The sequence below is a fragment of the Aquibium microcysteis genome, from assembly GCF_014495845.1.
GTDB classification, from domain to species: Bacteria; Pseudomonadota; Alphaproteobacteria; order Rhizobiales; family Rhizobiaceae; genus Aquibium; species Aquibium microcysteis.
In genome coordinates this window covers 3,993,870-4,019,573 of record NZ_CP061080.1, presented here as the reverse complement: position 1 = coordinate 4,019,573, position 25,704 = coordinate 3,993,870, and the positions used below count along the sequence as shown (strand labels likewise).

Genomic DNA, 25,704 nt, shown 5'->3' with positions numbered 1-25,704 from the left:
ATGCTGCCCGGAAATGCGCCAGTAACCTGCGGGTTCCATTCGTCCGCCGCTTCGAGCGGGTTTATTCCGCGGCCTTCGGGAAGCTGCCGCGGCCGTCCGCTCCCGCTGGTTCCTCGTCGGGGCGTCCTTCCGGTGAGGCGGCCGAACGCCTCCGGCGCCACGGCAGAATCCGGCCGAGCCTTGCCGACAGGCGCGACTCGTTGCTTCGGGTGACGATCATCAGCAGGGACGGGGTCACGACGAGCGTCAGCACCGTGGAGAAGGCGAGGCCGTAGACGATCGCGCTGGAGAGCGTGATCCACCACTGTGTGGACGGCGCGCCGTAGGTGGTCTCGTGATTGAGGATCTCCAGATTGAGCCCGAAGGCGATCGGCAGGACGCCGAGGATCGCGGTGACGGCGGTGAGCACCACGGGGCGCGCGCGTTCGCGGCAGGTCTGGAGCACCGCCTCGAGCTTGTCCATGCCGGACTGGCGCAGCACGTCGTAGGTCTCGATCAGAACGATGTTGTTGTTCACCACGACGCCAGCGAGCGCGATGATGCCGATGCCGGTCATGACCACGCCGAAAGGCTGTCCCATGATCATGAGTCCGAGGAACACGCCGATGGTGGACATGACCACCGCCGATAGAACCAGCGCCACCGACATGAAGCTGTTCAGGAGCGCGAGCAGAACAACGAAGATCAGGAAGATCGCGGCGCCGAAGGCCTTCGACAGGAACTCGCCGGCCGCCTGTTGCTCCTCGTCTTCGCCGGCCAGCCGCCAGCGGATGCCCCGTTCGTCGAGGTTCATGCCCTCGACGTTGGCGATCACCTGTTCGCGGACCGGATTGGCCTGAACGCCCTCGCGGATGCCTGCGGCGACGATGACGGTGCGAACGCCGTCGATGCGGCTCAGGGTTCCGGTGCGCGGCGCCGGATTGCGCTCGACGAAGTTCGAGATCGGCACGGCGCCGAGCGCGGTCTGCACCCGGAGCTGGTCGAGTTCCGACAGCGTGCGCCGGTCCTCCGGAAGCCGCAGCCGGATGTCGACCGCATCGTCGGATCCCGCGGGCCGGTATTCGGTGAGCTTCAGCCCGGTGGTCACCAGCTGGACGACGGTTCCGACGGAGCCGGGGCCGATGCCGTACTGCGCGGCCCTCGTGCGGTCGACGTCGAGTTCCCAGTCGATGCCGGGCGGCGGCAGGCCGTCGGAGATGTCGATGACGTCCGGGACGGTCTGCAGCATGGCCGCCGTTTCACGGGCGGCCTCGTCGAGTCCTGCGGGATCGACCGCCGAAAGGCGGAGCTGGATCGCCTTGCCGGTGGGCGGCCCGCTCTCGGGCACCGAAACCTCGATCTCGGCGCCGGGAATGCCGGTCATGGCGATGCGAAGGTCGTCGAGAATCTGGCTCGCGGGCTTGCGCTCGCGCCAGTCGACGAACTCGTACTGGATCACTCCCACCACGTCCTCGTCGAGCTGCGCCCCGCCGCCCTGGGTCTGGCCGACGCGGGTGTAGACGGTCTCGATGCCCGGCCAGCCGAGGATGCGTTTCTCCGCCTGACTGACGATCGCATCCTGCTCGGCGAGCGAGAGGTTGCCGCGGGCGTGGACGTAGAGCAGGCCGTATTCCGGCTCGACGCTGGGGAAGAACTCGACGCCCTTGCCGAACTGGACATAGGCCGCCGGAACGGCGACGAGCGCCGCCAGCGTCGCGAAGGTGACGATGAAGGGGTGGCGCACCGCATGGCGCACGAAGCGCATGTACCAACCGTCCCGGTGCTCCGCCTCGACCGTCGGCTTGGCGATCAGCGCGCCGAGCGCGGGCGTGAACAGCAGCGCGTAGATCAGCGACGACGACAGCGTGACGATCAGCGTGATCGGCATGTACTTCATGAACTCGCCGACGATGCCCGGCCAGAACAGCAACGGCGAGAAGGCGGCGACGCGGGTGGCGGTGGCGGCGACCACCGGGCCGGCCATGCGGCGGGCGGCGAGCGCGAAGGCCTCGCGCTTGTGCATGCCCTCCGACATGCGGCGCTCGGCGAATTCGGTGACGATGATGGCGTCGTCGACCAGCATGCCGACCGCCAGGATGAGGGCGAACAGGACGACGATGTTGACCGTGTAGCCGGCGAGCGACAGCCAGAGAATGCCCATCAGGAAGGAGGCCGGGATGGCCATGCCGATCAGCATCGAGGCCCGGCCGGACAGCGAATAGAGGATGACCACGAAGACAAGGATCACCGCGGTGAGAACGCTGTTCTCGAGATCCCCCAGGAGCTGGCGGATGACGGTGGACTTGTCCTGGCTGAAGGCGACGGTCGCGCCCTCCGGCAGGAGCCGCTGGAAATCGGTCGCGGCCGCCTTCACGGCGTCGACGGTCTCGACGAGATTGGCCCCGGTGCGCTTCGACACCTCGATGGCGATGGCGGGCTTGCCGTCGAGGCGCGTGATCGTCACCGGGTCCTTGAAGGTCGAGCGGATGGTGGCGAGGTCGCGCGCGCGCGCCACCGCATTGCCGCTGGCGACGATCGGCAGGTTGGCGACGTCCTCCACCGTCTCGATCAGGGCGGGGATCTTGACGGCGTAGCGGCCTTCCTCTCCCTGAAGCTGTCCGGCCGCGACCAGCGAGTTGCTGGCCGCGACCGCGCCGACCAGCTGGTCGAGGCGCAGGTCGTAGGAGGAGAGCTTCACCGGATCGATGATCACCTCGACGAGATCGTCGCGGGCACCCTGGAGGGCTGCGTCGAGCACACCCGGCACCTCCTCGATGCGGTCGCGCAAGGCGCGGGCGGCGGTCGTCAGGGCGCGCTCCGGAACGTCGCCGGCGAGCGTCACGACCAGCACCGGGAATTCGGAGATGTTGACCTCGTTGACGCTCGGCTCGTCGACGCCCTGCGGCAGATCCTGCTCGGCGTCCGACACCTTGTTGCGGACGTCCTCCAGCGCCTTGTCGAGATCGGCGCCGGCCTGGAACTCGACGATGACGTTGCCGCCTCCCTGGTAGGCGGTGGAGCGCATCTCCTTGATGCCGGTGATGGATTTCAGCCGCGTCTCGACCGGCCGCAGCAGCAGTCGCTCGGCATCCTCCGGCGAGATGCCCTGGTAGGAGAGGCTGACATAGATGATCGGGATCTGGACGTCCGGCTCGGCTTCCTTGGGGATGCCGCGATAGGCGAGGGTGCCCGCGATCAGGAAGAACAGCAGGATGGAGATCGTCAGCCGCGCATGGCGTATGGAGTACTCGACGAGGCCCATGGTCAGCGCGCGTCCGTCAATTCGTCGTTCCCATGGCCTCGCCGACCAGGCGGCGAACGGTCTCGGCGTCCGCCTCCACGGGCTTGACCGTCTCGCCTTCCACCACGAGATCCTGTCCCGCGACGATGATGCGTGCGTCACGGGGCACGCCGCCGAGCACCAGACCGCGCGGCGTGTCGTCGATCAGGTCGATCGGCACGAAGCCGACCACGTCGTCCGGGCCGACGATGCGGATGCCGAGATCGCCCGCCTGCGACAGGGTCACCACGGACCGCGGCAGGAAGACCGCATCGACGGGATCGGATCGCAGCGTGATCTCGGTGGTCATGCCGGCCGGGATCGAGCGGTCGGCGTTGGGCACCGACACCTCGATGGCATAGGTGCGAGTCTGGACGGAGGCGTCGCGGCTGACATAGCGCAGGGTGCCTTGCACCACCTTGCCTCCGACCAGGCGTATGTCGGCCGCTTCGCCAAGCTTCAGGTCGTCCAGATCCTGCTCGTTCACCTGGCCGACTGCCAGAACCGGATCCAGGTCGAGGACGGTGGCGACCTCCGCCCCCTGCGCGATCGCGCTTCCCTCCTCGACCGAAACGCGATCGACGAGGCCGTCGAACGGCGCGCGAAGGAAATATCTGTCGAGTTCGGCATTGGCGGAATCGAGCTGTGCCTGAGCGGTCGCGAGGGCCGCGCGGGCGCTGTCGAGCTGCAGCCGGGCCACGTTGCCGGTCGAGGCGAGCCTTTCGGCGGCATCGAGTTCGGCCTGTCGCTGTGCCAGGACGGCGGTGGCCATCTCGACCGCCGAACGCTTGTCCTCGCTGTCCAGACGCATGACGATGTCGCCTGCGGATACCATCGTCCCCTGACGAGCAGGCAGTTCCGCCACGATGCCTGCGGTGCGCGACGCGAGCGTGGAGCGGCGGTTTGCCTCCGTGGTGCCGGAAATGCGGATGGCACGCGCATGCTCGCGACGTGGCGGCGTGACGACGCCGACGGTGCGGATGGGGCGCTGTCCTGCGTCCGGCGTGTCGGGGCTGCCCGCCGCCGGGGGCGAGTTCCCGGACTGGGCGCTTCCGACGGAGGAGAACTCACCGGTCAGGATCCACGCGGCGGATGCCCCCAGGACGACGAGCGCCGCCAGTTTGTGCAGACGTACTTTCGGCATGTCCCGTTCCTGCGCGGCCTGCGCAACCGGCGTTCCTTCGACGCATGCGCCGCCCTCATGTGGGGCCGAAGACAGTCGCGTTCAATCCGCAACCGCCGCGGTCACTTTCGTGGCGCTGTGTACTCCAAAGTGGAGACGGGAAACAGTCAGTTTTCTTGATCGAATACTCATTCGACCGGGCAGGGCGCTCCGGCCGCGTTCCATCGCTCCAGCGCGGCGAAGGTTTCCTGCGCCGAACCAGGGGCCGGTTCACGACCCGGTCCCGGCGCCCAGCCCCAGCCGACGAGGGCGTCGTCGCGCACGTGCACGGCCACGTCCGCCACGGACCGGCCGCCATTGCGCTGCGGGTCCTTGATCTGGGCGCAGATCTGAGCCGAACTCTTGCCGAACCAGGCCATTTCGACCGGCGCCAGATGCCAGCCCGGGGCTCCCGGCGGGCCGTGCAGGACGCTGGAATTGCTCTCGAAATGGCAGGTCGTGCAGCGCAGGCCGGGATTGCCGAAGCCGGATCCGTCGGCACCGCGCATCACGTTGAAGGCATGCACGCGGGTCGCGCCGTAGTGGGCGCCCGACCAGCGCGGACGCTCGTCCTCGACGTGGCAGTTGGCGCAGCGCGGATGGGACAGGACGGCATGGATCTCTTCCCAGGCGGCAAGTCCGGCGGCAGGATCGACGGGGGACGCCTCGACGGTCGGCATCGGCGCGGGTGACGCCGCTTCCTGGGCGCCGGCAGCGCCCGCGAGCAGGATGGCAGTGACTGTCAGCAATATCGCGCGCCTCATGCGAAGGCGACCTCCTTCGACAGCGGCAAGCTGCGGATGCGTTTGCCCGTCAGGGCGAAGACGGCATTGGCGAGAGCAGGGAGAGCCGGCGGCGTGCCGATCTCGCCGACGCCACCCATCCTGTGGAAGTTCTCCAGGATCGCGACCTCGAAGTCCGGGCACTGGTGCATGCGCATGGCATCGTGGTCGTGGAAATTGGACTGCTCGACCATCCCGTCGGCGAAGGTGATCTCCTGGCCCATGGCGGCCGAGAGGCCATAGACGGCGCCGGAGACGAGCTGCGCCTCGATGATGCCCGGGTCGAGTGCGGTGCCGACGTCGGCCGCGATCCAGACCTTGTCGATGCGCAGTCCGGCGCCGGTCTGCGACACCTGGACCACTTCGGCCACCCAGGAGCCGAAGGACAGGGTGAAGGCGAAGCCCTTCGCCGTGCCTTCAGGAAGCGGTGCGCCCCAGGCCGACATCGCTGCCGCCTTGTCGACGACGGCGATCGCAGCCGGGAAATCCTTCATCAGGCGTCGGCGCAGTTCGACCGGGTCGAGGCCCCCCCGAACGGCAATCTCGTCCATGAAGCACTCGTGGAAGAAGCCGTTGAAGGAGTTGCCGACGGCGCGCCAGAAGCCGACCGGCACGCCCAGTTCCGCCTCGATGCCGGTCACGCGGTAGTGCGGGATCGTGTAGGGCTGGTTGCAGGCGCCGTCGACGATCGCCTTGTCCGGTCCCATCGGCGAGATCGACGGGAAGGTGCGCCGCAGGATGCCGGCGATGACGGAGGGCGAAGCGATCCGCATGTCGACCGCCTCGGGCAGGCCGTCGGCGCCGAGGCGGGCGCGGAAGCGTCCGGCTGCGGCCGGACGGTAGGCATCGTGGCGGGTGTCTTCCTCGCGCGTCCAGGTGACCTTGACCGGACGGCCGTCGGCCTCCCGGGCGAGGGCGGCAGCGTAGAGGGAGAAATCCATCTCGCCGCGCCGGCCGAAGCCGCCGCCGAGCGAGGTGGTGTGGATGTTGACGCTTTCGGTCTCGACACCCGCGACGGCCGCGCAGAGCTGCCGCGTCATCGTCGGAAACTGGTTCGGCGACCAGACATCGAGAACGCCGTCCTTCAGGCGCGCCGTGGCATTCATGGGCTCCATGCACATATGGGCGAGGAACGGCACCTGGTACTCGGCCTCGACCAGCCGCTCGCCCGGCGCGTCGGCGAAGGCGGTGTCGACGTCGCCATCGTCCCGGGCGGCGTTTCCGCCGGGGCTGGCGAGCGCCTCGATCAGGCGTGCGGTCATGGCGGCGCCGTCGACCGGGTAGTCGGCTTCGCCCCACTCCACCTCGATCGCCTCGGCAGCCTTGAAGGCGGCCCAGGTGTTGTCGGCGATGACGCCGAACCCGCTGCCGTAGGTGGTGTCGATCGGCACGATCCTGACCACGCCCGGCATCGCCTGCGCCTTCGACAGGTCGACGCGCGTGGGTTTCTGCCAGAAACGCGGGCTCATGCGCACCGTGCCGAAGAGCATGTCCTGCTGCATGACGTCGACGCCGAAGATCGGAGCGCCGGTGACCTTGTCGCGCATGTCGACGCGGTTCTGAGCTCTGCCCAGGATCGTCCAGTCCGCCGGCCGCTTCAGCACCACGTCCGCAGGCGGGTCGAGCCTCGCAGCCGCGACCGCCACATCGCCATAGCCGAGGGAGCGGCCCGAGGCGGCATGGGAGATGCGGCCGCCGCCGGTGGCAAGGTCGCGGGCGGGGACGCCGAGCGACGTCGCAGCGGCCGCGACAAGCATCTGGCGGGCGGCTGCTCCCGCCTGCCGCATCCGGTCGAACCCGTCGCGCGTGGAGGAGGAGCCGCCGGTGCCCTGCAGGCCGAGCACCTTGCCCACGCCACCCATGGCCCCGCGAACGGCCTCGGACATGATGCTCTCGTCCCAGAAGGGGAAGGGTCCGCCTTCCGCCAGCATCTCGGAATTGTAGTAGGCATAGGAGGCGGGACCATGCTCGACGGTGACCGCCGCGAGCGGCACGTCGAGTTCTTCGGCCACAAGGGCTGCCAGGGTGGTGGAGATGCCCTGACCCATTTCTGCGCGCGGAGCGATGACCGTGATGCTGCCGTCCTGCGCGATCTTCACATAGGGGTTGAACGTCGCCTCGCCCGCGGCGAGGTCGTCTTCCAGCGGATTGGGATAGGGTCGCCGGTAGTAATAATAGCCGACGGCGATGCCGCCGGTGACCGCGGCGGCGCCGATCAGGAAGGCGCGGCGGGTGATGGTGCCGAGGCTCGCCATGGTCAGGCCCTCGCCAGTCTGGTCGCCGCCGCGCGCCTGATGGCAGCGCGGATGCGCGGATAGGTGCCGCAGCGGCAGAGATTGCCCGACATGGCGTTGTCGATGTCCTCGTCGGTCGGGTTCTCGATCTCGTCGAGGAGCGCCGTCGCGCTCATGATCTGGCCGGCCTGGCAATAGCCGCACTGGGCGACCTGCTCGTCGAGCCAGGCCTGCTGGACCACCGAAAGCGTGCCGTCCCGCGCGAGCCCCTCGATCGTCGTGACCTCGCCCTCGACGCTGCCGACCGGCAGGACGCAGGAGCGGACGGGCGATCCGTCGATCAGGACGGTGCAGGCGCCGCAGGCCGCGATGCCGCAGCCGAACTTCGGGCCGAGCACGCCGGCCAGGTCGCGCAGCGCCCAGAGAAGCGGCATTTCCGGGTCGGCATCGATCTCGATCGGTCTGCCGTCGACTGTCAGGCGCATGAGGGATACCCTTCGTTGTCGTCTCGTGCGGGGCCGTTCTCCGGCCCTGGATGAGGATACATGTTGACAAAAATCGTCATTTTGTCAATGAGGGTCATGGACGATCAGGGAACGTGATGGACAGCAGTGCCGGCCCGCCGGAGACGGGCAATCGCGAGGCCGACAAGCGTGCCCGCATCCTCGACGGGGCGATGTCGGTGTTTCTCGCCTACGGATACCAGCGCACGACGATGGACGACATCGCGCGGGCAGCCGAGATGTCGCGCCCGGCGCTCTACCTCTCCTTCCGCAACAAGACGGACATCTACCGCGCGATCGCGGCCGACATCATGGACCAGTCGGTGGCGGCCGCCGAACGGGCGCTGGCGCAGCCGGGCGACCTCGGCGAACGGCTCACCGGGCTGATGGAGGACGCGGTCTTCTCGCTGCACGAGCGGCTGGCCGGTTCGCCGCATGCGGGCGACATCCTCGACATGAAGAACAACCTCGCCGCCGATCTCGTGGCGCGCTGGAAGGATGGGCTCTGCCGGGCCATCGGCGGCGCGATCGCGGAGGAGGTGGCGCGCACGGGCGTCGACCTCGCCGCGCGCGACCTGTCGCCGACCCTCCTCGCCTCGCTGACGATCGACGGCCTCGAAGGCATGAAGCTGCGCATCCCCGACCCCCAGCAGCAGCGCCGCGCCGCGCGCGGGCTGGTGCGGGTGGTGACGCTGGCGGTGGAGGGGTAGGAACGGGGCGGAGGGCAGGCCGGAGCGTGAGCCTAGCGGCCTGCTATGGACCGACGCGGTTTGCGACGGTCGCGAACCAGTCCGCTCCGGCGTAGGTGACGCTCACGATGAAAACCGCCTGTGCCTCGTCGTCGACGACGAAGGCAATCACGCCTTTACGCGCCGTCGGTATCGCCCGAAGCCCGGGATGGATCTCGTTCCGGATCGAACCGATGTGCGGGTTCTCGCCGAGGCGACGAAACGACCGCTCGATCTCGCCGAGCTTGCGAAGCGCCACCGCCGTGCCGGCTTAGCCGGCGACGAAGTCCTCGATGGCGCGCAGGTCGCGTGCCACGTCGGGATGACGGAACAGGCGGTAGACCATTCCGGCTCATCGGGCCGCGAGACGCTGCCGTGCCTGCTCGAAAAGGTCATCCTCCTCGAGGTCGATCCATTCGTCTCGCGGAAGGGACATGCGTTGCGTGATCGTCTCGCGCATCGCATCGAGGGCGATCTCCCGCTCCTCCTCGTCGTGCATGATCTGCTCGATTCCGGCGGCGACGACGCTGCTGATGGACGCGAACCGCCCTTCCTTCACCTTCGCCAGTGCGAAGGCATGGTGGCGCTCGGTCAGGCTCACACCGGTCTTCACGGTCATGATGGCGCTCCTGTCGTCCGTATAGTCGTCCTGCCGCCCACCATCGTCAAGATGCACGCAGGTGCCGTCCCGGACCGGGACGATCCCGCACCTGACCCTCGACGCGGGAACGGCGGGCCGAGGCCCGCCGTTCGCACGTCCGGCCGGGGTGGTCGAAGATCAGGAAGCGGCTTCCTCGGACGCGGCGCGCTCGGCGGCCATCTTGGCGGCGAGCGCCTCCTCGGTCTTCTTCAGCATCGCGGCGCGCTCCTGGGCCTTCTTGCCCGGCTCGGCCTTCTTCGGGTTCGAGCGGGCCGGGCGCTTGGCGATGCCGGCCTCGTCGAGGAAGCGCAGCACGCGGTCGGTCGGCTGGGCGCCCTGCGCGATCCAGTGCTGGGCGCGCTCGGCGTCGATCTTCACGCGCTCGCCGTCCTTCGGCATCATCGGGTTCCAGGCGCCGATGGCCTCGATGAAGCGGCCGTCGCGCGGCGAGCGGGCGTCGGCGACGACGACGTGGTAGTAGGGGCGCTTCTTGGAGCCTGCGCGGGCCAGTCTGATCTTCAGCGACATTGTTCTTTCTCCTGATGTCCTGTCTGTCTTCGATGGCCTTGCGGCCGGTTCGTCACGCGCCCGCGGGGGCGCTGTCCTGGTCGGCCGAGGCCGAGGCCGCGGCGATCATCTCGTGGTGGCGGATCACTTCCTTCACGATGAAGGCGAGGAACTTCTCCGCGAAGTCGGGGTCGAGCTGGGCATCCTTCGCCAGCCGGCGCAGGCGCTCGATCTGCTGCTGCTCGCGGCTCGGATCCGCGGGCGGGAGGCCATGCTCCGCCTTCAGCACGCCGACGGCCTTGGTGCAGCGGAAGCGCTCGGCCAGCATGTGGATGAGCGCGGCGTCGATGTTGTCGATCGAGGCGCGGTAGCCGGCGAGGATCTCGCGGGCGCGCGCAGCGGTATCGTCGGTGTGGTGTGCGTGGCTCAAGCCTTCCTCCCGCTCACTTCTTCTTCGGCAGGCCGGGGAAGCCGCCGCCGAGACCCGGCAGGCGCGGTCCGCCCGGCAGACCCGGAAGGCCGCCGCCGCCGATGCCCGGAAGGCCCTTCGGCAGGCCGCCGAGACCGGCCGCTTCCGCCTGCTTCTTCAGCTGCTCGAGCTGCTTCGGATCCATCTTCGACAGGTCCGGCATTCCGCCCATCGGGCCGCCGCCCATCAGGCCGCCGAGGCCCATCTTCTGCGCCATGCCGCCCATCAGGCCGCGCATCATGCCGCCGCCCTTGCCCTTGCCGCCCATGGCCTTCATCATGTCGGCCATCTGGCGGTGCATCTTCAGGAGCTTGTTGATCTCGGCGGCGTCGGTGCCCGAGCCCGCCGCGATGCGCTTCTTGCGCGAATGCTTCAGGATGTCCGGATTGGCGCGCTCGGCCTTGGTCATCGACGAGATGATGGCGAGCTGGCGCCCGAACATCCTGTCGTCGAGGCCGGCCGAGGCCATCTGGTCCTTCATCTTGCCCATGCCGGGCATCATGCCCATGATGCCGCCCATGCCGCCCATGTTCTGCATCTGGCGCAGCTGCTCGGCGAGGTCGTTCAGGTCGAACTTGCCGGACTGCATCTTCCTGGCCATCGCCGCCGCCTTCTCGGCGTCGATGGTCTCGGCGGCCTTCTCGACGAGCGAGACGATGTCGCCCATGCCCAGGATGCGGTCGGCGATGCGCTTGGGATGGAACTCCTCCAGCGCGTCCATCTTCTCGCCGACGCCGATCAGCTTGACCGGCTTGCCGGTGACGGCGCGCATCGACAGCGCCGCGCCGCCGCGGCCATCGCCGTCCATGCGGGTCAGCACGAGGCCGGTGATGCCGACACGCTCGTCGAAGTTGCGGGCGAGGTTGACGGCGTCCTGGCCGGTCAGCGCGTCGGCCACCAGCAGGATCTCGTGCGGCGACGACACCTTGCGGATGTCGGCCATCTCGACCATCAGCGGCTCGTCGATGTGGGTGCGGCCGGCGGTGTCGAGGATGACGACGTCATGGCCGCCGAGCTTGCCGGCCTGAACGGCGCGCCTGGCGATGTCGACCGGCGACTGGCCGGCGATGATCGGCAGGGTGGCCACCTTCACCTGCTCGCCGAGCTGGCGCAGCTGCTCCTGCGCGGCCGGGCGGCGCGTGTCGAGCGAGGCCATCAGGACCTTCTTGCCCTGGCGCTCGGTCAGCCGCCGGGCGATCTTGCCGGTCGTCGTCGTCTTGCCGGAGCCCTGCAGGCCGACCATCATGATGACGACCGGGGCCGGCGCGTTGAGGTCGATCGCCTTGCCTTCCTCGCCGAGCATGGCGACCAGTTCGTCATGGACGATCTTGACGACCATCTGGCCGGGCTTGATGGACTTCAGGACCGCCGCGCCGACCGCCTTCTCGCGCACCTTCTCGACGAAGGAGCGCACGACGTCGAGCGCCACGTCGGCCTCGATGAGCGCGCGGCGAACCTCGCGCAGCGCCGCCGAGACGTCCGCCTCGGAGAGGGCGCCGCGGCCGGTCAGCCCGTTCAGGATGGAGCCAAGGCGCTCCTGGAGGGATTCGAACATCCGGTTTCCTCAGTCTCTTGCATCGGCACGATGCCCGAGAGGTAATGCGTCCGCGCCCGGGATGAAATGCCGGAAACAGGCGAACTGTCCCCGTACCGAACCGCCCAAAGCCAAAAAGCACCCGGGGGCGCTTCGCGCTGCCGGGTGTTGGCCTCCGGGATCGATCTATGCCGCTTGGCGTCCCGGTCGGCTGCTCGGAGTCTTCAACTCGTCGCGGATTTGCGAGGGTCTAGACAGCAAAACGGGCCGGGAGTCAAGTTTTGCCGGTTCTTCCGTTCGCAAGGCAGTGGTTCCTGCCCCTCCGCCGGCGAGGATCAGCGCGGCGGCGCGGCCGCCAGCCACTCGGCCACGATCCGCGCATCCTCCTCGCCGATCAGGTGGCCGGCAGAGATGGACCGCGTGTCCACGACGGCGCCGCAGCTTTCCAGAAGAGTCTCCAGCGCCGGCGCGAACGGCGCATAGGTGCGGTCGGCCTCGCCGGCGATCATCAGCAGGCTGGCACCCGTGAGCGGCGGCGTCGGCGGCTGGTCGAGCACGGACATCGGACGCAGGAGGGCAGCCTTGCGCACCAGTCCGGGATGCAGCAGGGCAGTCGCTGCGATCAGATTGGCGCCGTTGGAGTATCCGAGGAAGATGGTCCGGTCGAGGTCGATGCCCAGCGCCGGCGCGGTGCGACTCAGGAAGCCGGCGAAAGCCGCGGATTCGGCCCTGATGTCGGCCTGGTCGAAGGTGACGGGGGTCAGACGCCGGTACCACCGCGACCGGCCGTCCTGGACGACGCGGCCGCGGACCCCGAGCAGCGTGGCGCGGGGCGCGATGCGCCGGGCGAGATCGACGAGGCTCGTCTCGTTGCCGCCCGAGCCGTGCAGAAGCACCATGGTTCGGCCGTCCGGCCGCTCCGGCCGAACGATCTCGAAAGCGAAATCGACCGCCTTCGTGAGCCGGGATGCGGACGCAGGTCCATCCGGATGCGCCGGCGTGCCCAGCATTGCCGTCGCGATCGCTTCCGCGGTCCCTTGGACCTTCGGCCCGGCTGCCGTGCCTGCGGTTGCCGCGACCAGAACCCAAAGCGCCAGAAGCGCCGTCCGAGCATGTCGTGCCATGGATCTCGCCCAACGATGGATCGTCGGACGGAGCGTCTCAGTCCTCGCGGGCGAGCGCTAGGACCGGACTGCAACAGTGCCGCCCGATTCGACCGGACGCCGGTTCACCGCTGCCGGTCGAGGAGCAGGCGGACATAGTCGAGCTTCCGCGCAACGGCCGGCGCGATCACGAAGGGGTAGAGGTCGGGCACCCCCATGCAGCGGTTGATGCCGTTGACCACTTCGGTCAAGGCCAGCCAGCGCCGCAGGACGTCGTCGATGCCGTCGCGGGGCGGTGGAGCGTCGGCATTGGCGGCGGCGTCGATCCGGTCGATCGGAATGGCGAAGGCGTCCGCCATCTCCAGCGTGTCGGCGATGTGGAGATAGTGCGCCCAGGTCTCGGCCCAATCCTCCCAGGGATGGCTGGCGGCGTAGGGCGTGACGTGATCGTCCTGCCAGCCGGCCGCCGGACCCTGGTCATAATGCCGGCGAAGAGCATCGCCGTAGTCGGCGCGCTCGTCCCCGAACAACGCCCGGAAGGCTTCCAGTTCGGCGGGGTCGTCGCGGATCAGCCGTTCCCAGTAGTAGTGACCGACTTCGTGGCGGAAATGGCCGAGGAGCGTCCGGTAGCGCTCGCCCATGGCAAGGCGCATGCGCTCGCGCTCGGCAGGGTCCGCCTCGATGACGTTGAGCGTGATCAGGCCGCCGTCATGCCCTGTGAGCACGCGTTCGCCCGGCAGATCGGCGAGGAATTCGAAAGCCAGGCCGGCGGCATCGTCGGGATCCGCCTTGGGGCGGACCTCCAGACCGAAACCGAGCAAGGCGTAGACCAGCCTCCGCTTGGCGCGCTCGATCCGGGCCCAGCGGTCCCGGTTGCCGTCGACCACGAGGTCGGGGATGGTGCGGTTGAGGGCGCAGGCGCGGCAATAGCCGTCATGCTCGGGCGCGGCGATCCAGTTGCAGCCGCACTCGGTCGCATTGCGGCATGCGGGCGCCTCGACGCCGACCGCGACGAAACGGGACTCTTCGGGCGCGAACGCGACGTCGGTGCCGCAGGCGAGACAGCGGACGTTCTCGAAATAGAGGCGGCTGCCGCAGGCCGGGCAGGAGAACAGTTTCATCGCAGGCTCCAGGGAAGGGGACGGCGGGCAACGCGCGACCGTCGAAGCGGTTCCGGGCGTATATGGTTGACAAAAGCAACCATCCCGTGCCTGATCGTTCGAAGAGCGGAGGTGACGGATGGTCGTGACGGAGGATGCCGAGGGCATCGCGGAGATCCGCAGCTTCAACCGGTTCTACACCCGCCTGCTCGGCGCGCTGAACGAAGGGCTGCTGCGATCGCCCTACAGCCTGCCGGAAAGCCGCCTGCTCTACGAACTGGGGAGCCGCGGCCGCACGACGGCGGCCGACCTCGCGGCGGATCTCGGCATGGATCCCGGCTATCTCAGCCGGCTGCTGCGGAAGCTGCGCGACGGTGCGCTGGTGGAAAGCGTCTCCAGCCCCGACGACGGCCGCGCGCAGATCCTGTCGCTGACACCGGCCGGCGTTGCTGCCTTCCAGACGCTCGACAGAGCCTCGCACGAGGAGGTCGCAGCGCTGGTCGCGCCGCTCGCAGGACGAGAGACGGACGCGCTGGTGGGAGCGATGCGCACCATTCGACGTCTTCTCGATCCGGTCGCCGTGGCGGAGCCCGTGATCGTCAGGCCGTTCCGGATCGGCGAGATCGGCCACATCATTTCGCGGCATGGAGTCCTCTATCACGAGGAACACGGCTGGGACGGAAGCTTCGAGGGCTTCGTCGCCGAGATCGCGGGCGCCTTCGTGATGAAGCACGACCCGATGCGCGAAGGTTGCTGGGTGGCCGCCCGCGGCGGCGAGGTGCTCGGGTCGGTCTTCGTCGTCGATGCCGGCGAGGGCACGGCGAAACTGCGCATGCTCTACGTCGAGCCGGCGGCCCGCGGCCTCGGTGTCGGCAGGAGGCTGGTCGGCCAGGCGATCGGCTTCGCCCACGGGGCCGGCTACCGCCGCATGACGCTGTGGACGAACGACATCCTGCATTCGGCACGGCGCATCTATGAGGGGGCCGGCTTCAGGCTGGTCGCCGAGGAGCGGCACCGCAGCTTCGGTCGGGATCTCGTCGGGCAGAACTGGGATCTCGACCTCGATTTCTCCCGGGATACCGCGACCGCAGCCTCCTGACCGTTCGCCGCGCTGCCCCGCACGGACGCAGGCGCCTCGCGGCAGCTGCGACGTTGCCGTTCTTCTTCGCGGCAGAGTTCTTCATGGTGGCGGCTGCGGTGTACCAGGCCCGATCACAACTGCGTCAACATCGCCCATTTCCTAACCCGGCGTTAACGCGTCAAAGAATAGTCTAGCTTTTGATCTGCTACTGATGTCGGCGGATTCGGTACCGTGCGTCTCCGGGCCCTGCCGGCCGGCCGCGCGCTTTTCCGATTCACCGATGGTCGCTCTCGAGAAGGAGATGGAAATCGATGCCGAATGGCAAACTGATCGCGTCGGCTCTGCTGGCGGTGGTGCTGGGGACCGGTGGCGCTCACGCAGCGCAGTGCGGGAACACGTCGTCGGGCTTCGACGCCTGGAAGCAGTCGATGGCGCAGGAGGCATCGAGGGCCGGTGTCGGCCAGCGCGGCCTCGCGGCCCTCCAGGGCGCCAGCTATTCCAGCTCGACGATTTCGGCGGATCGCAACCAGAAGAGCTTCAAGTATTCGCTGGAGAAGTTCATGCAGGTGCGCGGCGCGGCGACGATCGTCTCGCGCGGGAAGAAGCTGAAGGCCCAGAACGCGCAGCTGTTCTCGAACCTCGAGGCCCGATTCGGCGTGCCGGCCGGTCCGCTGCTGGCGATCTGGGGCATGGAGACGGCGTTCGGCGGCTACATGGGCGACACCAACCTGATTTCGGCCACCGCGACGCTGGCCTATGACTGCCGCCGCTCGGAATTCTTCACGGGTCACCTGATGGCGGCGCTGCAGCTCGTCGACCGCGGCGTGGTGTCGACCAGTTCCGTCGGCGCCAAGCATGGCGAACTCGGTCAGACGCAGTTCCTGCCGGGCAGCGTTCTGCGCTACGGCGTCGACGGCGACGGCGACGGCAAGATCGATCTCGTCCGGTCCCGCGCCGACGCGCTCGCATCCACCGCGAACTTCCTGCGCGCCCACGGCTGGCGCGCCGGCGCCGGCTACCAGCCCGGCCAGCCCAACTACGGCGCGATCCAGGGCTGGAACGCCGCCAGCGTCTACCAGCAGGCGATCGCCATCATGGGCAAGCAGATCGACGGGTGAACCCGCGCCCGCCGAGGCGCGACGTCCGTTTCGGGAGGGCCGCCATCGCGCGGCCCTTTGCCTTTCAGGCGGCGTAGACGACCAGCAGGTCCTTGGCGTCGATCTGGTCGCCGGCGTGCACCAGAACCTCGGCGACGGTGCCGTCGCGTTCGGCGTGCAGGGCCGTCTCCATCTTCATGGCCTCGATCGACAGGAGCACGTCGCCGGCCATGACGGCCTGACCCGCCGCGACGGCGAGCGTCGAGACGACGCCGGGCATCGGCGCACCGACATGGGCCTCGTTGCCGGGCTCGGCCTTGCGGCGGACCTTGCCGCCGCCGGCGCCGTGCGCCCGGTCCGGTACCTTGACGCGGCGCGGCTGGCCGTTCAGCTCGAAGAAGACGGTGACCATGCCCTGTTCGTCCGGCTCTCCGATGGCCAGGCAGCGCACGACCAGCGTCTTGCCGCGCTCGATGTCGACGAAGATCTCGTCTTCCGGCGCCATCCCGTAGAAATAGACCGGGGTCGGCAGGACGCTGACCGGGCCATAATTGTCCTGTGCGGCGGCGAAGTCGGCGAAGACCTTCGGATACATCAGCGAGGAGGCGAACTCGAACTCGTCGATCGCGCGTCCGAGCTTCGCCTCAACCTCCTTGCGGATGGCGGGAAGGTCGGCGTCGGCCAGCAGCGATCCGGGCCGGACGTCGATCGGCGCGTCGCCCTTCAGCGCCTTCTTCTGCAGGGCCGCCGGCCAGCCGGAGGGCGGCTGGCCGAGATCGCCGCGCAGCATGGAGACCACGGAGTCCGGGAAGGCGATGTCGCGGGTCGGGCTCTCGACGTCGGCGACCGTGAGGTCCTGGCTGACCATCATCAGCGCCATGTCGCCGACCACCTTGGACGACGGCGTCACCTTGACGATGTCGCCGAACATCAGGTTGACGTCGTGATAGGCCTGCGCCACCTCGTGCCAGCGCGTCTCCAGCCCTAAAGAACGCGCCTGCTCCTTCAGGTTGGTGAACTGGCCGCCCGGCATCTCGTGCAGATAGACCTCGGAGGCCGGCCCCTTCAGGTCGCTCTCGAAGGCGGCGTACTGGTTGCGCACCGCCTCCCAGTAGAAGGAGATGCGGCGGATCCAGGCCGGGTCGAGACCGGGATCGCGGTCGGTGCCCTTCAGCGCCTCGACGATCGAGCCGAGGCAGGGCTGCGAGGTGTTGCCCGACAACGCGTCCATCGCCGCGTCGACGGCGTCGACGCCGCTCTCGACCGCGGCAAGGACGGTCGCGGCCGCGATGCCGGAGGTGTCGTGGGTGTGGAAATGGATCGGCAGCCCGGTCGCCTCGCGCAGCGCCTTGAACAGCACGCGGGCGGCGGCGGGCTTGAGCAGCCCCGCCATGTCCTTCAGCGCGATGATGTGGGCGCCGGCGGCTTCCAGCTCCTTCGCCAGCGAGACGTAGTATTTCAGGTCGTACTTGGCGCGTGCCGGATCGAGGATGTCGCCGGTGTAGCAGATCGCGGCTTCGCAGAGCTTGTTCTCCTCGATCACCGCGTCCATCGCGACACGCATGTTCTCGACCCAGTTCAGGCAGTCGAAGACGCGGAACAGGTCGATGCCGCCCGCCGCCGCCTGCTTCACGAAGTGGCGCACGACGTTGTCGGGATAGTTGGTGTAGCCGACGCCGTTGGCGCCGCGCAGCAGCATCTGCAGCAACAGGTTCGGCGCGCCCTTGCGTACCAGCGCGAGCCGCTCCCAGGGATCCTCGGTCAGGAAGCGCATGGCGACGTCGAAGGTGGCGCCGCCCCAGCATTCGAGCGAGAGCAACTGCGGCAGGGCGCGGGCATAGGCGCCGGACACGCCGGCGATGTCGTGCGTGCGCATGCGGGTGGCGAGCAGCGACTGATGGCCGTCGCGCATGGTCGTGTCGGTCACCAGCACCTGCGGCTGCGCGCGCATCCATTCGGCGAATTTCACCGGACCGAGCGCGTCGAGGCGCTGCTTCGTGCCGTCCGGCATCTCGCCGCCGACGAAGGGCACGACGGGAGCGGCTGCGTCGGCCTTCGGCTTCGGCCGGCCACGCGCCTCGGGATGGCCGTTGACGGTGACGTCGGCAAGATAGTTGAGAAGCTTGGTCGCGCGGTCGCGCCGCTTCACCTGGGTGAAGAGCTCCGGCGTGGTGTCGATGAACCGCGTCGTGTAGCTGTTGTCGCGGAACTTCGGGTGCGAAATGATCGCCTCGAGGAAGGTCAGGTTCGTCGCCACGCCGCGGATGCGGAACTCGCGCAGCGCGCGGTCCATGCGGGCGATCGCTTCCTGCGGCGACGGCGCCCAGGCGGTGACCTTCTCCAGCAGCGGATCGTAGAAGCGGGTGATGACGGCGCCCGAATAGGCCGTGCCGCCGTCGAGGCGGATGCCGAAGCCGGTCGCGCCGCGATAGGCGGTGATGCGGCCGTAGTCGGGGATGAAGTTCTGCTCGGGATCCTCGGTGGTGATGCGGCACTGCAGGGCGTGGCCATTGAGCCAGATCTTCTCCTGCGGCGGGACGCCCGACTCCGGCGTGCCGATGGCGTGGCCGTCGAGGATGTGGATCTGCGCCTTGACGATGTCGATCCCGGTCACCTGCTCGGTGACGGTGTGCTCCACCTGGATGCGCGGATTGACCTCGATGAAATAGAACCTGCCGGTGTCGGCATCCATCAGGAACTCGACGGTGCCGGCGCCGACGTAATCGGTCGCGCGGGCGATCTTCAGCGCGTAGCCGCAGAGTTCCTCGCGCCGGGCGTCATCGAGATAGGGTGCCGGCGCGCGCTCGACGACCTTCTGGTTGCGGCGCTGGATGGAGCAGTCGCGCTCGAAGAGATGCACGACGTTGCCGTGCGTGTCGCCGAGCACCTGGACCTCGACGTGGCGTGCACGCTCGACGAGCTTCTCGAGATAGACCTCGTCCTTGCCGAAGGCGGCCTTGGCCTCGCGCTTCGCCTCCATCACCTCGCGGGCGAGGTCGGCCTCGGACCGGATGGCGCGCATGCCGCGGCCGCCGCCGCCCCAGGAGGCCTTGAGCATGACCGGATAGCCGATCGCGGCGGCCATGCGGGCGACCTCTGCCATGTCGTCGGGCAGCGGCTCGGTTGCCGGAACGACGGGAACGCCCACCTCGACGGCGAGATTGCGCGCGGCGACCTTGTTGCCCAGCCGCCGCATGGTATCGGGCCGGGGACCGATGAAGACGATGCCGGCCGCCGCGCAGGCCTCGGCGAATTCCGGGCTTTCCGAAAGCAGGCCGTAGCCCGGATGGATCGCGTCGGCGCCGGACAGTTTCGCGACCCGGATCACCTCCTCGATCGACAGGTAGCTCTCGATCGGGCCCATGTCCTTCGCCAGATGCGGGCCTCGCCCGATCGGATAGGATTCGTCCGCCTTGAAGCGGTGCAGCGAGTATTTGTCCTCCTCGGCCCAGATGGCGACGGTCCTGATGCCGAGTTCGTTGGCGGCGCGGAAGATTCGGATCGCGATCTCGGATCGGTTGGCGACGAGGATCTTGGATATGGGCAAGGTCCGGCTCCGGGGGGAAAAGAGGGGAGGGATCGCGGCGCATGATGTGCCGGAAAATGTTGCAGTGCAACCATCGGCCGCCGTGCCGGCCAAAAAAGAAAGGCCCGGCGCATCGCTGCGCCAGGCCTTCCGCCGAAGGGGCGGTCGTCCTTACTGGACGAGGTAGTCGTACTTGCCGTCCTTCCATTCGTAGAAGACGTAGCCCGGCAGGGTCACGTCGCCCTTGTCGTCGAACTCAAGCGAGCCGAGCACGGTGTTGAACGTGCCCTCGTCGAGCGCCTTCACGACGGCGTCGAACTCGACCGAGCCGGCCGTCGAGGCGGCCTGTGCCCAGGCCTGGATGGCGGCGTAGGTGTAGAGCACGTAGCCCTCCGGCTCGACGCCCTTGGCGCGGAACTTCTCGACCAGGGGGGCTGCATCCGGGTTCTTGCGCGGATCCGGCGAGAAGGTCATCAGCGTGCCTTCGCCGGCATCGCCGGTGATCGCCCAGTACTCGTCGGTGACCAGCGCGTCACCGGAGACGAGAATGGTATCCATCCCCTGCTCCTTCATCTGGCGCGCCATCAGGCCGGCCTCGGTGTGGTAGCCGCCGACGTAGAGCACGCCGATGCCCTCGGCCTTCAGCTTGGAGACGAGCGCGGTGTAGTCCTTCTCGCCTGCCGTATAGGCTTCGTAGAGCGCGGGCTTGCCGCCGGCTGCCTCGTAGGCCGCCATGGTGGCATCGGCGAGGCCCTTGCCATACGCGGTCTTGTCGTGAACGAAGGCGACCTTCTTCTCGGCGAAATTCTCCACGAGGAACTTGCCCGCCACGTCGCCCTGCTGGTCGTCACGTCCGCAGACGCGCATGATGCCGGGGCCCGGACGCTCGTCGGTGAACTTCGGGTTGGTCGATGCCGGGGAAATCTGGACGATGCCTTCCTCCGCGTAGACGGCCGATGCCGGGATCGACGAGCCCGAGCAGAAGTGGCCGGCCATGAAGACCACGCCGCTGCCGGCCATCTGGTTGGCCACGGCGACCGCCTGCTTCGGGTCGCAGGCGTCGTCGCCGATCTCGAGCTTGAGCATCTCGCCGTTGACGCCGCCGGCGGCGTTGATGTCCTCGACGGCCTGCTCGGCGCCAGCCTTCATCTGTGCGCCGAAGGACGCATACTGGCCCGTCATCGGACCCGCGGTGGCAATGACGATGTCCGCATAGGCGGCCGTCGACATGGCGAAGGTCATCGCGACCCCAGCAAAGAGTGCCTTCTTCATGGTAACTCCCTCAAACACCTTGGAATTCTGGGAACCGGCCGGGATGGTGTTCTGGCGTCCCGGTCCGGTCGTGTGCGGGCGTTCCCTTTCCCGCTTGTCGACATCAAAGCCCAATTCCGCACCGAAATAAAGGCTTCGCATCGAACTTCGTCGCTGGCCCGCCGGCCAGATATCGTCCCTATGCTCAGCGCTTCTTCCAGCCGAGCACGCCGCTCCTGTCGTAAGCGAAGCGATACTGGGTCGCCATCTGTCCGGAGCGGGTCACACGCATGCCGATGAAGGCGATCACGAGGATCACGACCAGATCCACCACATAGTAGTAGAGCGACAGGAGCGACCCGGAGAAGAGCGCGAAATGGATGAACCGCGTCGCGGCCGCCAGCAGCACCATGTAGATCACGAGCTGCCAGTTCGGCATCCAGCCGCGCGCCGCCGCACGACCGGTCATGTAGGCGGCGCCGCCGGCCAGGATCATCGTCACGAAGACGAATTCGGAGGCCGAGACTTCCCACAGGAGACCGAATTCCTTTTCCATGATCAGTGTCTCCCGCCTTCGAGATAGGCCGCGCGCACCTCTTCGCGCTTCAGGAGCTCCGCGCCGGTGCCGCTCATGGTGATGTTGCCGTTGACCATGACGTAGCCGCGATGGGCGAGTTTGAGTGCATGGAAGGCATTCTGCTCGACGAGGAAGACCGTCAGCCCGTCGCTGCGGTTCAGTTCCTTGATGACCTCGAAGATCTGCTTGACGATCAGCGGCGCGAGACCGAGCGAGGGCTCGTCCAGCAGCAGCAGCTTCGGGCGCCCCATCAGGGCCCGGGCGATGGCGAGCATCTGCTGCTCTCCGCCCGACAGTGTTCCGCCCCGCTGCCCGGCGCGCTCCTTCAGCCGCGGGAAGAGCTCGAAAATGCGTTTCAGGTCGGCATCGAAATGCTCGGGGGCGACCAGCGACGCACCCATCTGCAGGTTCTCCATCACGGTCATGCGCGGGAAGATACGCCGACCTTCGGGAGATTGTGCAATGCCGAGCCGCATGATCTCGTGCGTCGGCATGGCGGTGATGTCCTGCCCGTCGTAGACGATCCGCCCGGTGCGCGCCTGCGGGCTGCCGCAGATGGTCATCATCAGCGTCGACTTGCCGGCGCCATTGGCACCGATCAGCGTCACGATCTCGCCGGGATGGACATCCACGTCGACGCCGCGCAACGCGACGATCTTGCCGTAATAGGTCTCGACGCCGCGGACGCTGAGGAGGGGCTCCTGTCCGTTCATGCCATGCCCCCGTCCTGCCCGGCCTGCCTTTCAGCGGCGGACAGATCTTGCTTCACTTCGGGAATGTCGATCTCGTCCTCGTCCTCGACGCCGAGATAGGCGGCGATGACCTTCGGATCGTTCCTTACCTCAGAGGCGTCGCCGTCGGCGATCTTCACGCCGTAGTCGAGCACCACCACGTGGTCGGAGATTTCCATGACGACTCCCATGTCGTGCTCGATGAGCAGGATGGAGGTGCCGTGCTCGGCGCGGATGAATTTCAGCAGCGCGTTCAGTTCCTGCGATTCGCGCGGGTTCAGGCCGGCCGCCGGCTCGTCGAGGCACAGAAGATGCGGCTCCGTGCACATCGCGCGGGCGATTTCAAGCCGGCGCTGGTCGCCGTAGGGCAGGTCGGCGGCGGGATCGTCGGCCCGGTCGATCAGTTTCGTCCGCTCGAGCCAGTATACCGCCTTCTCCCTCGCCGCCTTCTCGGCCACCCGGTACCGGGGTAGCCCGAGAAGACCGCCGATGGTGAAGACGGACGCCTTCATCAGCACGTTGTGCTGCGCCACCATCAGGTTCTCGAGAACCGTCATGCCGCCGAACAGGCGGATGTTCTGGAAGGTGCGGGCCACCTTCGCATGGTGCGAGATTTCGAAGTCGGGCATGCGCTCCAGCAGGAAGACGGCTCTGTCCCCCTTCTGCACAGAGCGCAGACCGCCGGCGGTCACTTCCTCAACGAGATCCTGCAGCAGGCCTTCGCCGTGGCGCATCACGGTGCGGCCCTCGGTCGGCTTGTAGAAGCCCGTCACGCAGTTGAACACGGTCGTCTTGCCGGCGCCGTTGGGGCCGATGAGCGCGGTGATGTCGCCGCGCCCGACGTTGAAGGACAGGTCGTTGACCGCGACCAGGCCGCCGAAGCGCATGGTCAGGTGTTCGACGGTGAGGACAGGGTCGACGTCCCAGTTGCGGGGCGCGCCGTGCATCGGCGCGGCTGCAGCGGCAGCGCTCTGACTTGCGGAAACCATCAGTGACCTTCACCCTGTGCGACCATGTCGGCGCCGATGCGCTTCTTCTCCTTGAGCACGGCGGTGGGCTCGCGCGTCGAGACCAGCCCGCGCGGCTTCCACACCATGATCAGCACCATGGCCACGCCGAAGATCAGCATGCGGTACTGGGTCGGTTCGAAGCCGGGCCCGAAGACCTGGGTGAGGAAGCCGAGATTGCGCAGCATCTCGATGCCGCCGATCATGACGACCGACGCGATCACCACGCCGATCTGCGACCCGAGACCGCCTAGGACGACGATGGCGAGGATGATGGCCGACTCCAGGAAGGTGAAGCTTTCCGGCGAGATGAAGCCCTGCCGGGTTGCAAAGAAGGATCCGGCGAGGCCCCCGAACATCGCGCCGAGCGCGAAGGCCGTCAGCTTCGTGTTGGTGGTGTTGATGCCCAGAGAGCGGCAGGCGATCTCGTCCTCGCGCAGCGCCTCCCAGGCGCGGCCGACGGGCATCTTGCGCAGGCGCAGCGTCACCAGGTTGGTGATGATCGCCAGGATGAAGATGATGTAGTAGAGGAAGATGAAGCGGTGGATGTTGTCGAAGGGGATGCCGAAGAAATCGGCGAAGCCGCCTTCGCCGCGCTTGAACTCGAGCCCGAACAGCGTGGGCTTGGGAATGCCGGAGATGCCGTCGGGTCCGCCCGTGAACTCGTACCAGTTCAGCAGCACGACGCGGATGATCTCGCCGAAAGCGAGCGTCACGATGGCGAGATAGTCGCCGCGCAGGCGCAGCACCGGGAAGCCGAGGATGATGCCCCAGAAGGCGGCCAGCAGACCGGCGAGCGGAAGCGCCATCCAGAAGCCGATGTCGAAATACTGGGCGAGCAGCGCGAAGGAATAGGCGCCGACGGCGTAGAAGGCGACGTAGCCGAGATCGAGAAGGCCGGCGAGGCCGACGACGATGTTCAGCCCCCACCCGAGCATGATGTAGGTCATGATCAGGATGGCGAGGTCGATGTACTGCCGGCTCTGGCCGGGGAAGAAGCTGGTGAAGAAGAAGGGCAGGACCAGCGCGAAGGCGAAGAGCGCGCGGCCGAGCCACTTGCCCAGTCCCGAAGCGGCACCCGCAGACTTGAAGCTCATCCCCATGCGCTGGGTCAGCGGCTGCTTCGTGCGGAACACGAGGAGGTTGAGCAGCAGGCGCGCGACGAAGATGATCGCGACCGCGATGAAGAGCAGGCCCCAGCGGAACTCCAGCGCCAGCCCCCCCGGCGCGATGTCGGAGCGCACGCCGAGGAAGAAGAAGCCGAGCACGAAGGTGAGCGCGGCGGCCATGGCAGCGTCGCGCACCGAACTGGCCATCGAATTGGGGTCGTTGGCGGGCGCCACGACGGGCGCGTCGCCGCGTTTTTCCAGGCTGCGCTGCGCGCCTTGCGGGCGCATGTCAGACGTGGGGGCGGCGGGCGTTCCGGCAGCCATCAGACCTTCTCCACTTCCGGCTTGCCGAGCAGCCCGGAGGGCAGGAAGATCAGCACGATGGCGAGGATCGAGAAGGCGGCGACGTCCTTGTACTCGATGGTGAAATAGCCCGACCAGAAGACTTCGATCAGGCCGATCAGCAGGCCGCCGAGCATGGCGCCGGGCAATGAGCCGATGCCGCCGAGCACGGCCGCGGTGAAGGCTTTAACCCCTGCGAGGAAGCCGATGTAGAAGTCGATCACGCCGTAGAGCAGGAGGAACATCAGACCGGCCACGGACGCGAGTGCTGCACCCATGACGAAGGTCAGCGAGATGGTGCGATCGACGTTGACGCCGAGCAGTGCCGCCATCTTGCGGTCCTGCTCGCAGGCGCGCTGGGCGCGGCCGAGCGGGGTCCGGTTGATCAGGAGCGTGAAGCCGATCATCAGCAGCACGGTGGTGACGATGATGATGATCTGCATGTAGGAGAGCTGTACGGCGATCGGGCCGTTCTCGGTGACGCCCTCCATGATGGTGACGCCGCCCTGGATCTGCGGAGGGATCGGCTTGTTGCGGGCGCCCTGGGTGACCTGGACGAAGTTCTGCAGCACGATCGACATGCCGATGGCGGTGATGAGCGGCGCCAGGCGGAACGAGCCGCGCAGGGGCCGGTAGGCGAGCCGCTCCACGGTCCAGCCCCAGGCGGAGGTGAACAGCATCGCCACGATCAGCACGATCAGCAGGATGACGGGCAGGAAGACGAAGCCGAACACGGTTGTCAGGATCAGGAAGGTCGCCAGCGCGATGAAGGAGCCCACCATGAAGATGTCGCCATGGGCGAAATTGATCATGCCGATGATGCCGTAGACCATCGTGTAACCGATTGCGATCAGCCCGTAGATCGACCCCAGCGTCAGCCCGTTGATAAGCTGCTGGACGAAATATTCCATCGTCTCTGTGACTCCCCTGGCGCTGGCTGCGTGGCCCGCACCTTGTTGATG

22 protein-coding genes are annotated in these 25,704 nt (G+C 67.8%); 3 read left to right on the top strand and 19 right to left on the bottom strand.

The genetic code is table 11. The features are described from left to right. Positions 1-61: 61 nt before the first annotated feature. The 5 genes from IAI54_RS18720 to IAI54_RS18700 all read right to left on the bottom strand — a co-directional run bounded on the left by IAI54_RS18720 (position 62) and on the right by IAI54_RS18700 (position 7,922). Positions 62-3,241 carry an efflux RND transporter permease subunit gene (locus IAI54_RS18720; RefSeq protein WP_187968629.1) on the bottom strand — a complete coding sequence of 1,060 codons (3,180 nt, stop codon included), beginning with the start codon at positions 3,239-3,241 and terminating at the stop codon, positions 62-64. A 16-nt stretch (positions 3,242-3,257) separates the two neighbouring features. After that, the gene (locus tag IAI54_RS18715; RefSeq protein WP_187968628.1) at positions 3,258-4,403 is read right to left on the bottom strand and encodes an efflux RND transporter periplasmic adaptor subunit; all 1,146 of its coding nucleotides are present in this window, start codon (positions 4,401-4,403) and stop codon (positions 3,258-3,260) included. A 167-nt stretch (positions 4,404-4,570) separates the two neighbouring features. Beyond that, the gene (locus IAI54_RS18710; protein ID WP_235679096.1) at positions 4,571-5,170 is read right to left on the bottom strand and encodes a hypothetical protein; all 600 of its coding nucleotides are present in this window, start codon (positions 5,168-5,170) and stop codon (positions 4,571-4,573) included. Between the two features lie 11 nt (positions 5,171-5,181). Continuing rightward, complete coding sequence (locus IAI54_RS18705; RefSeq protein ID WP_187968626.1) at positions 5,182-7,458, bottom strand: xanthine dehydrogenase family protein molybdopterin-binding subunit; 2,277 nt, start codon at positions 7,456-7,458, stop codon at positions 5,182-5,184. 2 nt (positions 7,459-7,460) lie between these two features. Further along, positions 7,461-7,922 (bottom strand): (2Fe-2S)-binding protein, encoded by a 462-nt coding sequence (locus tag IAI54_RS18700; RefSeq protein ID WP_187968625.1) that lies wholly within the window; start codon positions 7,920-7,922, stop codon positions 7,461-7,463. 116 nt (positions 7,923-8,038) lie between these two features. Between IAI54_RS18700 and IAI54_RS18695 the strand changes: the two genes are divergently transcribed. Beyond that, the gene (locus tag IAI54_RS18695; RefSeq protein WP_187968624.1) at positions 8,039-8,650 is read left to right on the top strand and encodes a TetR/AcrR family transcriptional regulator; all 612 of its coding nucleotides are present in this window, start codon (positions 8,039-8,041) and stop codon (positions 8,648-8,650) included. Between the two features lie 43 nt (positions 8,651-8,693). On the opposite strand, the gene IAI54_RS18690 is transcribed toward IAI54_RS18695, so the two are convergent. The 7 genes from IAI54_RS18690 to IAI54_RS18660 all read right to left on the bottom strand — a co-directional run bounded on the left by IAI54_RS18690 (position 8,694) and on the right by IAI54_RS18660 (position 14,042). Then, positions 8,694-8,927 carry a type II toxin-antitoxin system RelE/ParE family toxin gene (locus tag IAI54_RS18690; protein ID WP_210321148.1) on the bottom strand — a complete coding sequence of 78 codons (234 nt, stop codon included), beginning with the start codon at positions 8,925-8,927 and terminating at the stop codon, positions 8,694-8,696. 93 nt (positions 8,928-9,020) lie between these two features. Continuing rightward, positions 9,021-9,287 carry a ribbon-helix-helix domain-containing protein gene (locus IAI54_RS18685; protein WP_187968623.1) on the bottom strand — a complete coding sequence of 89 codons (267 nt, stop codon included), beginning with the start codon at positions 9,285-9,287 and terminating at the stop codon, positions 9,021-9,023. 159 nt (positions 9,288-9,446) lie between these two features. Beyond that, positions 9,447-9,836: a 30S ribosomal protein S16 gene (gene rpsP, locus IAI54_RS18680; protein WP_187968622.1), complete on the bottom strand. Its 390-nt coding sequence runs from the start codon at positions 9,834-9,836 to the stop codon at positions 9,447-9,449. A gap of 52 nt (positions 9,837-9,888) precedes the next feature. Continuing rightward, entirely contained in the window at positions 9,889-10,245 is a 357-nt protein-coding gene (locus IAI54_RS18675; RefSeq protein ID WP_187968621.1) for a chorismate mutase, read from the bottom strand. 13 nt (positions 10,246-10,258) lie between these two features. Beyond that, positions 10,259-11,839, bottom strand: coding sequence for a signal recognition particle protein (ffh, locus tag IAI54_RS18670; RefSeq protein WP_187968620.1), 1,581 nt, complete (start codon positions 11,837-11,839; stop codon positions 10,259-10,261). 314 nt (positions 11,840-12,153) lie between these two features. Continuing rightward, complete coding sequence (locus IAI54_RS18665) at positions 12,154-12,942, bottom strand: alpha/beta hydrolase (RefSeq protein ID WP_187968619.1); 789 nt, start codon at positions 12,940-12,942, stop codon at positions 12,154-12,156. A 104-nt stretch (positions 12,943-13,046) separates the two neighbouring features. Further along, a complete protein-coding gene (locus IAI54_RS18660) occupies positions 13,047-14,042 on the bottom strand; it encodes a zinc-binding metallopeptidase family protein (protein WP_187968618.1) in 996 nt (331 codons plus the stop codon). Between the two features lie 118 nt (positions 14,043-14,160). Between IAI54_RS18660 and IAI54_RS18655 the strand changes: the two genes are divergently transcribed. Beyond that, positions 14,161-15,120 (top strand): bifunctional helix-turn-helix transcriptional regulator/GNAT family N-acetyltransferase, encoded by a 960-nt coding sequence (locus IAI54_RS18655; protein WP_187968617.1) that lies wholly within the window; start codon positions 14,161-14,163, stop codon positions 15,118-15,120. Positions 15,121-15,413: 293 nt separating this feature from the next. Continuing rightward, positions 15,414-16,220, top strand: a complete 807-nt coding sequence (locus tag IAI54_RS18650; protein WP_187968616.1) for a lytic murein transglycosylase — start codon at positions 15,414-15,416, stop codon at positions 16,218-16,220. Between the two features lie 64 nt (positions 16,221-16,284). On the opposite strand, the gene pyc is transcribed toward IAI54_RS18650, so the two are convergent. From pyc to IAI54_RS18615, 7 genes are all read right to left on the bottom strand, one after another. Next, on the bottom strand, positions 16,285-19,746 hold the full coding sequence (gene pyc, locus IAI54_RS18645) for a pyruvate carboxylase (RefSeq protein ID WP_187968615.1): 3,462 nt from the start codon (positions 19,744-19,746) through the stop codon (positions 16,285-16,287). Between the two features lie 150 nt (positions 19,747-19,896). Then, positions 19,897-20,997 (bottom strand): branched-chain amino acid ABC transporter substrate-binding protein, encoded by a 1,101-nt coding sequence (locus IAI54_RS18640; protein WP_187968614.1) that lies wholly within the window; start codon positions 20,995-20,997, stop codon positions 19,897-19,899. Between the two features lie 184 nt (positions 20,998-21,181). Continuing rightward, positions 21,182-21,532 carry a DUF6867 family protein gene (locus IAI54_RS18635; RefSeq protein WP_187968613.1) on the bottom strand — a complete coding sequence of 117 codons (351 nt, stop codon included), beginning with the start codon at positions 21,530-21,532 and terminating at the stop codon, positions 21,182-21,184. A gap of 2 nt (positions 21,533-21,534) precedes the next feature. Beyond that, entirely contained in the window at positions 21,535-22,266 is a 732-nt protein-coding gene (locus tag IAI54_RS18630; RefSeq protein WP_187968612.1) for an ABC transporter ATP-binding protein, read from the bottom strand. After that, positions 22,263-23,273 carry an ABC transporter ATP-binding protein gene (locus IAI54_RS18625; RefSeq protein ID WP_187968611.1) on the bottom strand — a complete coding sequence of 337 codons (1,011 nt, stop codon included), beginning with the start codon at positions 23,271-23,273 and terminating at the stop codon, positions 22,263-22,265. The genes IAI54_RS18630 and IAI54_RS18625 overlap by 4 nt, the downstream gene beginning before the upstream one ends. Next, positions 23,273-24,724, bottom strand: coding sequence for a high-affinity branched-chain amino acid ABC transporter permease LivM (livM, locus tag IAI54_RS18620; protein WP_187968610.1), 1,452 nt, complete (start codon positions 24,722-24,724; stop codon positions 23,273-23,275). The genes IAI54_RS18625 and livM overlap by 1 nt, the downstream gene beginning before the upstream one ends. Beyond that, on the bottom strand, positions 24,724-25,653 hold the full coding sequence (locus IAI54_RS18615; RefSeq protein WP_187968609.1) for an ABC transporter permease subunit: 930 nt from the start codon (positions 25,651-25,653) through the stop codon (positions 24,724-24,726). Before IAI54_RS18615 ends, livM begins: the two co-directional genes overlap by 1 nt. Positions 25,654-25,704 lie beyond the last annotated feature (51 nt).

Coding starts and splice junctions, on each gene's coding strand:
- IAI54_RS18720 (WP_187968629.1), bottom strand. CDS start 3,241: ATGGGCCTCGTCGAGTACTCCATACGCCATGCGCGGCTGACGATCTCC.
- IAI54_RS18715 (WP_187968628.1), bottom strand. CDS start 4,403: ATGCCGAAAGTACGTCTGCACAAACTGGCGGCGCTCGTCGTCCTGGGG.
- IAI54_RS18705 (WP_187968626.1), bottom strand. CDS start 7,458: ATGGCGAGCCTCGGCACCATCACCCGCCGCGCCTTCCTGATCGGCGCC.
- IAI54_RS18700 (WP_187968625.1), bottom strand. CDS start 7,922: ATGCGCCTGACAGTCGACGGCAGACCGATCGAGATCGATGCCGACCCG.
- IAI54_RS18695 (WP_187968624.1), top strand. CDS start 8,039: ATGGACAGCAGTGCCGGCCCGCCGGAGACGGGCAATCGCGAGGCCGAC.
- IAI54_RS18685 (WP_187968623.1), bottom strand. CDS start 9,287: ATGACCGTGAAGACCGGTGTGAGCCTGACCGAGCGCCACCATGCCTTC.
- rpsP (WP_187968622.1), bottom strand. CDS start 9,836: ATGTCGCTGAAGATCAGACTGGCCCGCGCAGGCTCCAAGAAGCGCCCC.
- ffh (WP_187968620.1), bottom strand. CDS start 11,839: ATGTTCGAATCCCTCCAGGAGCGCCTTGGCTCCATCCTGAACGGGCTG.
- IAI54_RS18665 (WP_187968619.1), bottom strand. CDS start 12,942: ATGGCACGACATGCTCGGACGGCGCTTCTGGCGCTTTGGGTTCTGGTC.
- IAI54_RS18660 (WP_187968618.1), bottom strand. CDS start 14,042: ATGAAACTGTTCTCCTGCCCGGCCTGCGGCAGCCGCCTCTATTTCGAG.
- IAI54_RS18655 (WP_187968617.1), top strand. CDS start 14,161: ATGGTCGTGACGGAGGATGCCGAGGGCATCGCGGAGATCCGCAGCTTC.
- IAI54_RS18650 (WP_187968616.1), top strand. CDS start 15,414: ATGCCGAATGGCAAACTGATCGCGTCGGCTCTGCTGGCGGTGGTGCTG.
- IAI54_RS18640 (WP_187968614.1), bottom strand. CDS start 20,997: ATGAAGAAGGCACTCTTTGCTGGGGTCGCGATGACCTTCGCCATGTCG.
- IAI54_RS18635 (WP_187968613.1), bottom strand. CDS start 21,532: ATGGAAAAGGAATTCGGTCTCCTGTGGGAAGTCTCGGCCTCCGAATTC.
- IAI54_RS18630 (WP_187968612.1), bottom strand. CDS start 22,266: ATGAACGGACAGGAGCCCCTCCTCAGCGTCCGCGGCGTCGAGACCTAT.
- IAI54_RS18625 (WP_187968611.1), bottom strand. CDS start 23,273: ATGGTTTCCGCAAGTCAGAGCGCTGCCGCTGCAGCCGCGCCGATGCAC.
- livM (WP_187968610.1), bottom strand. CDS start 24,724: ATGGCTGCCGGAACGCCCGCCGCCCCCACGTCTGACATGCGCCCGCAA.
- IAI54_RS18615 (WP_187968609.1), bottom strand. CDS start 25,653: ATGGAATATTTCGTCCAGCAGCTTATCAACGGGCTGACGCTGGGGTCG.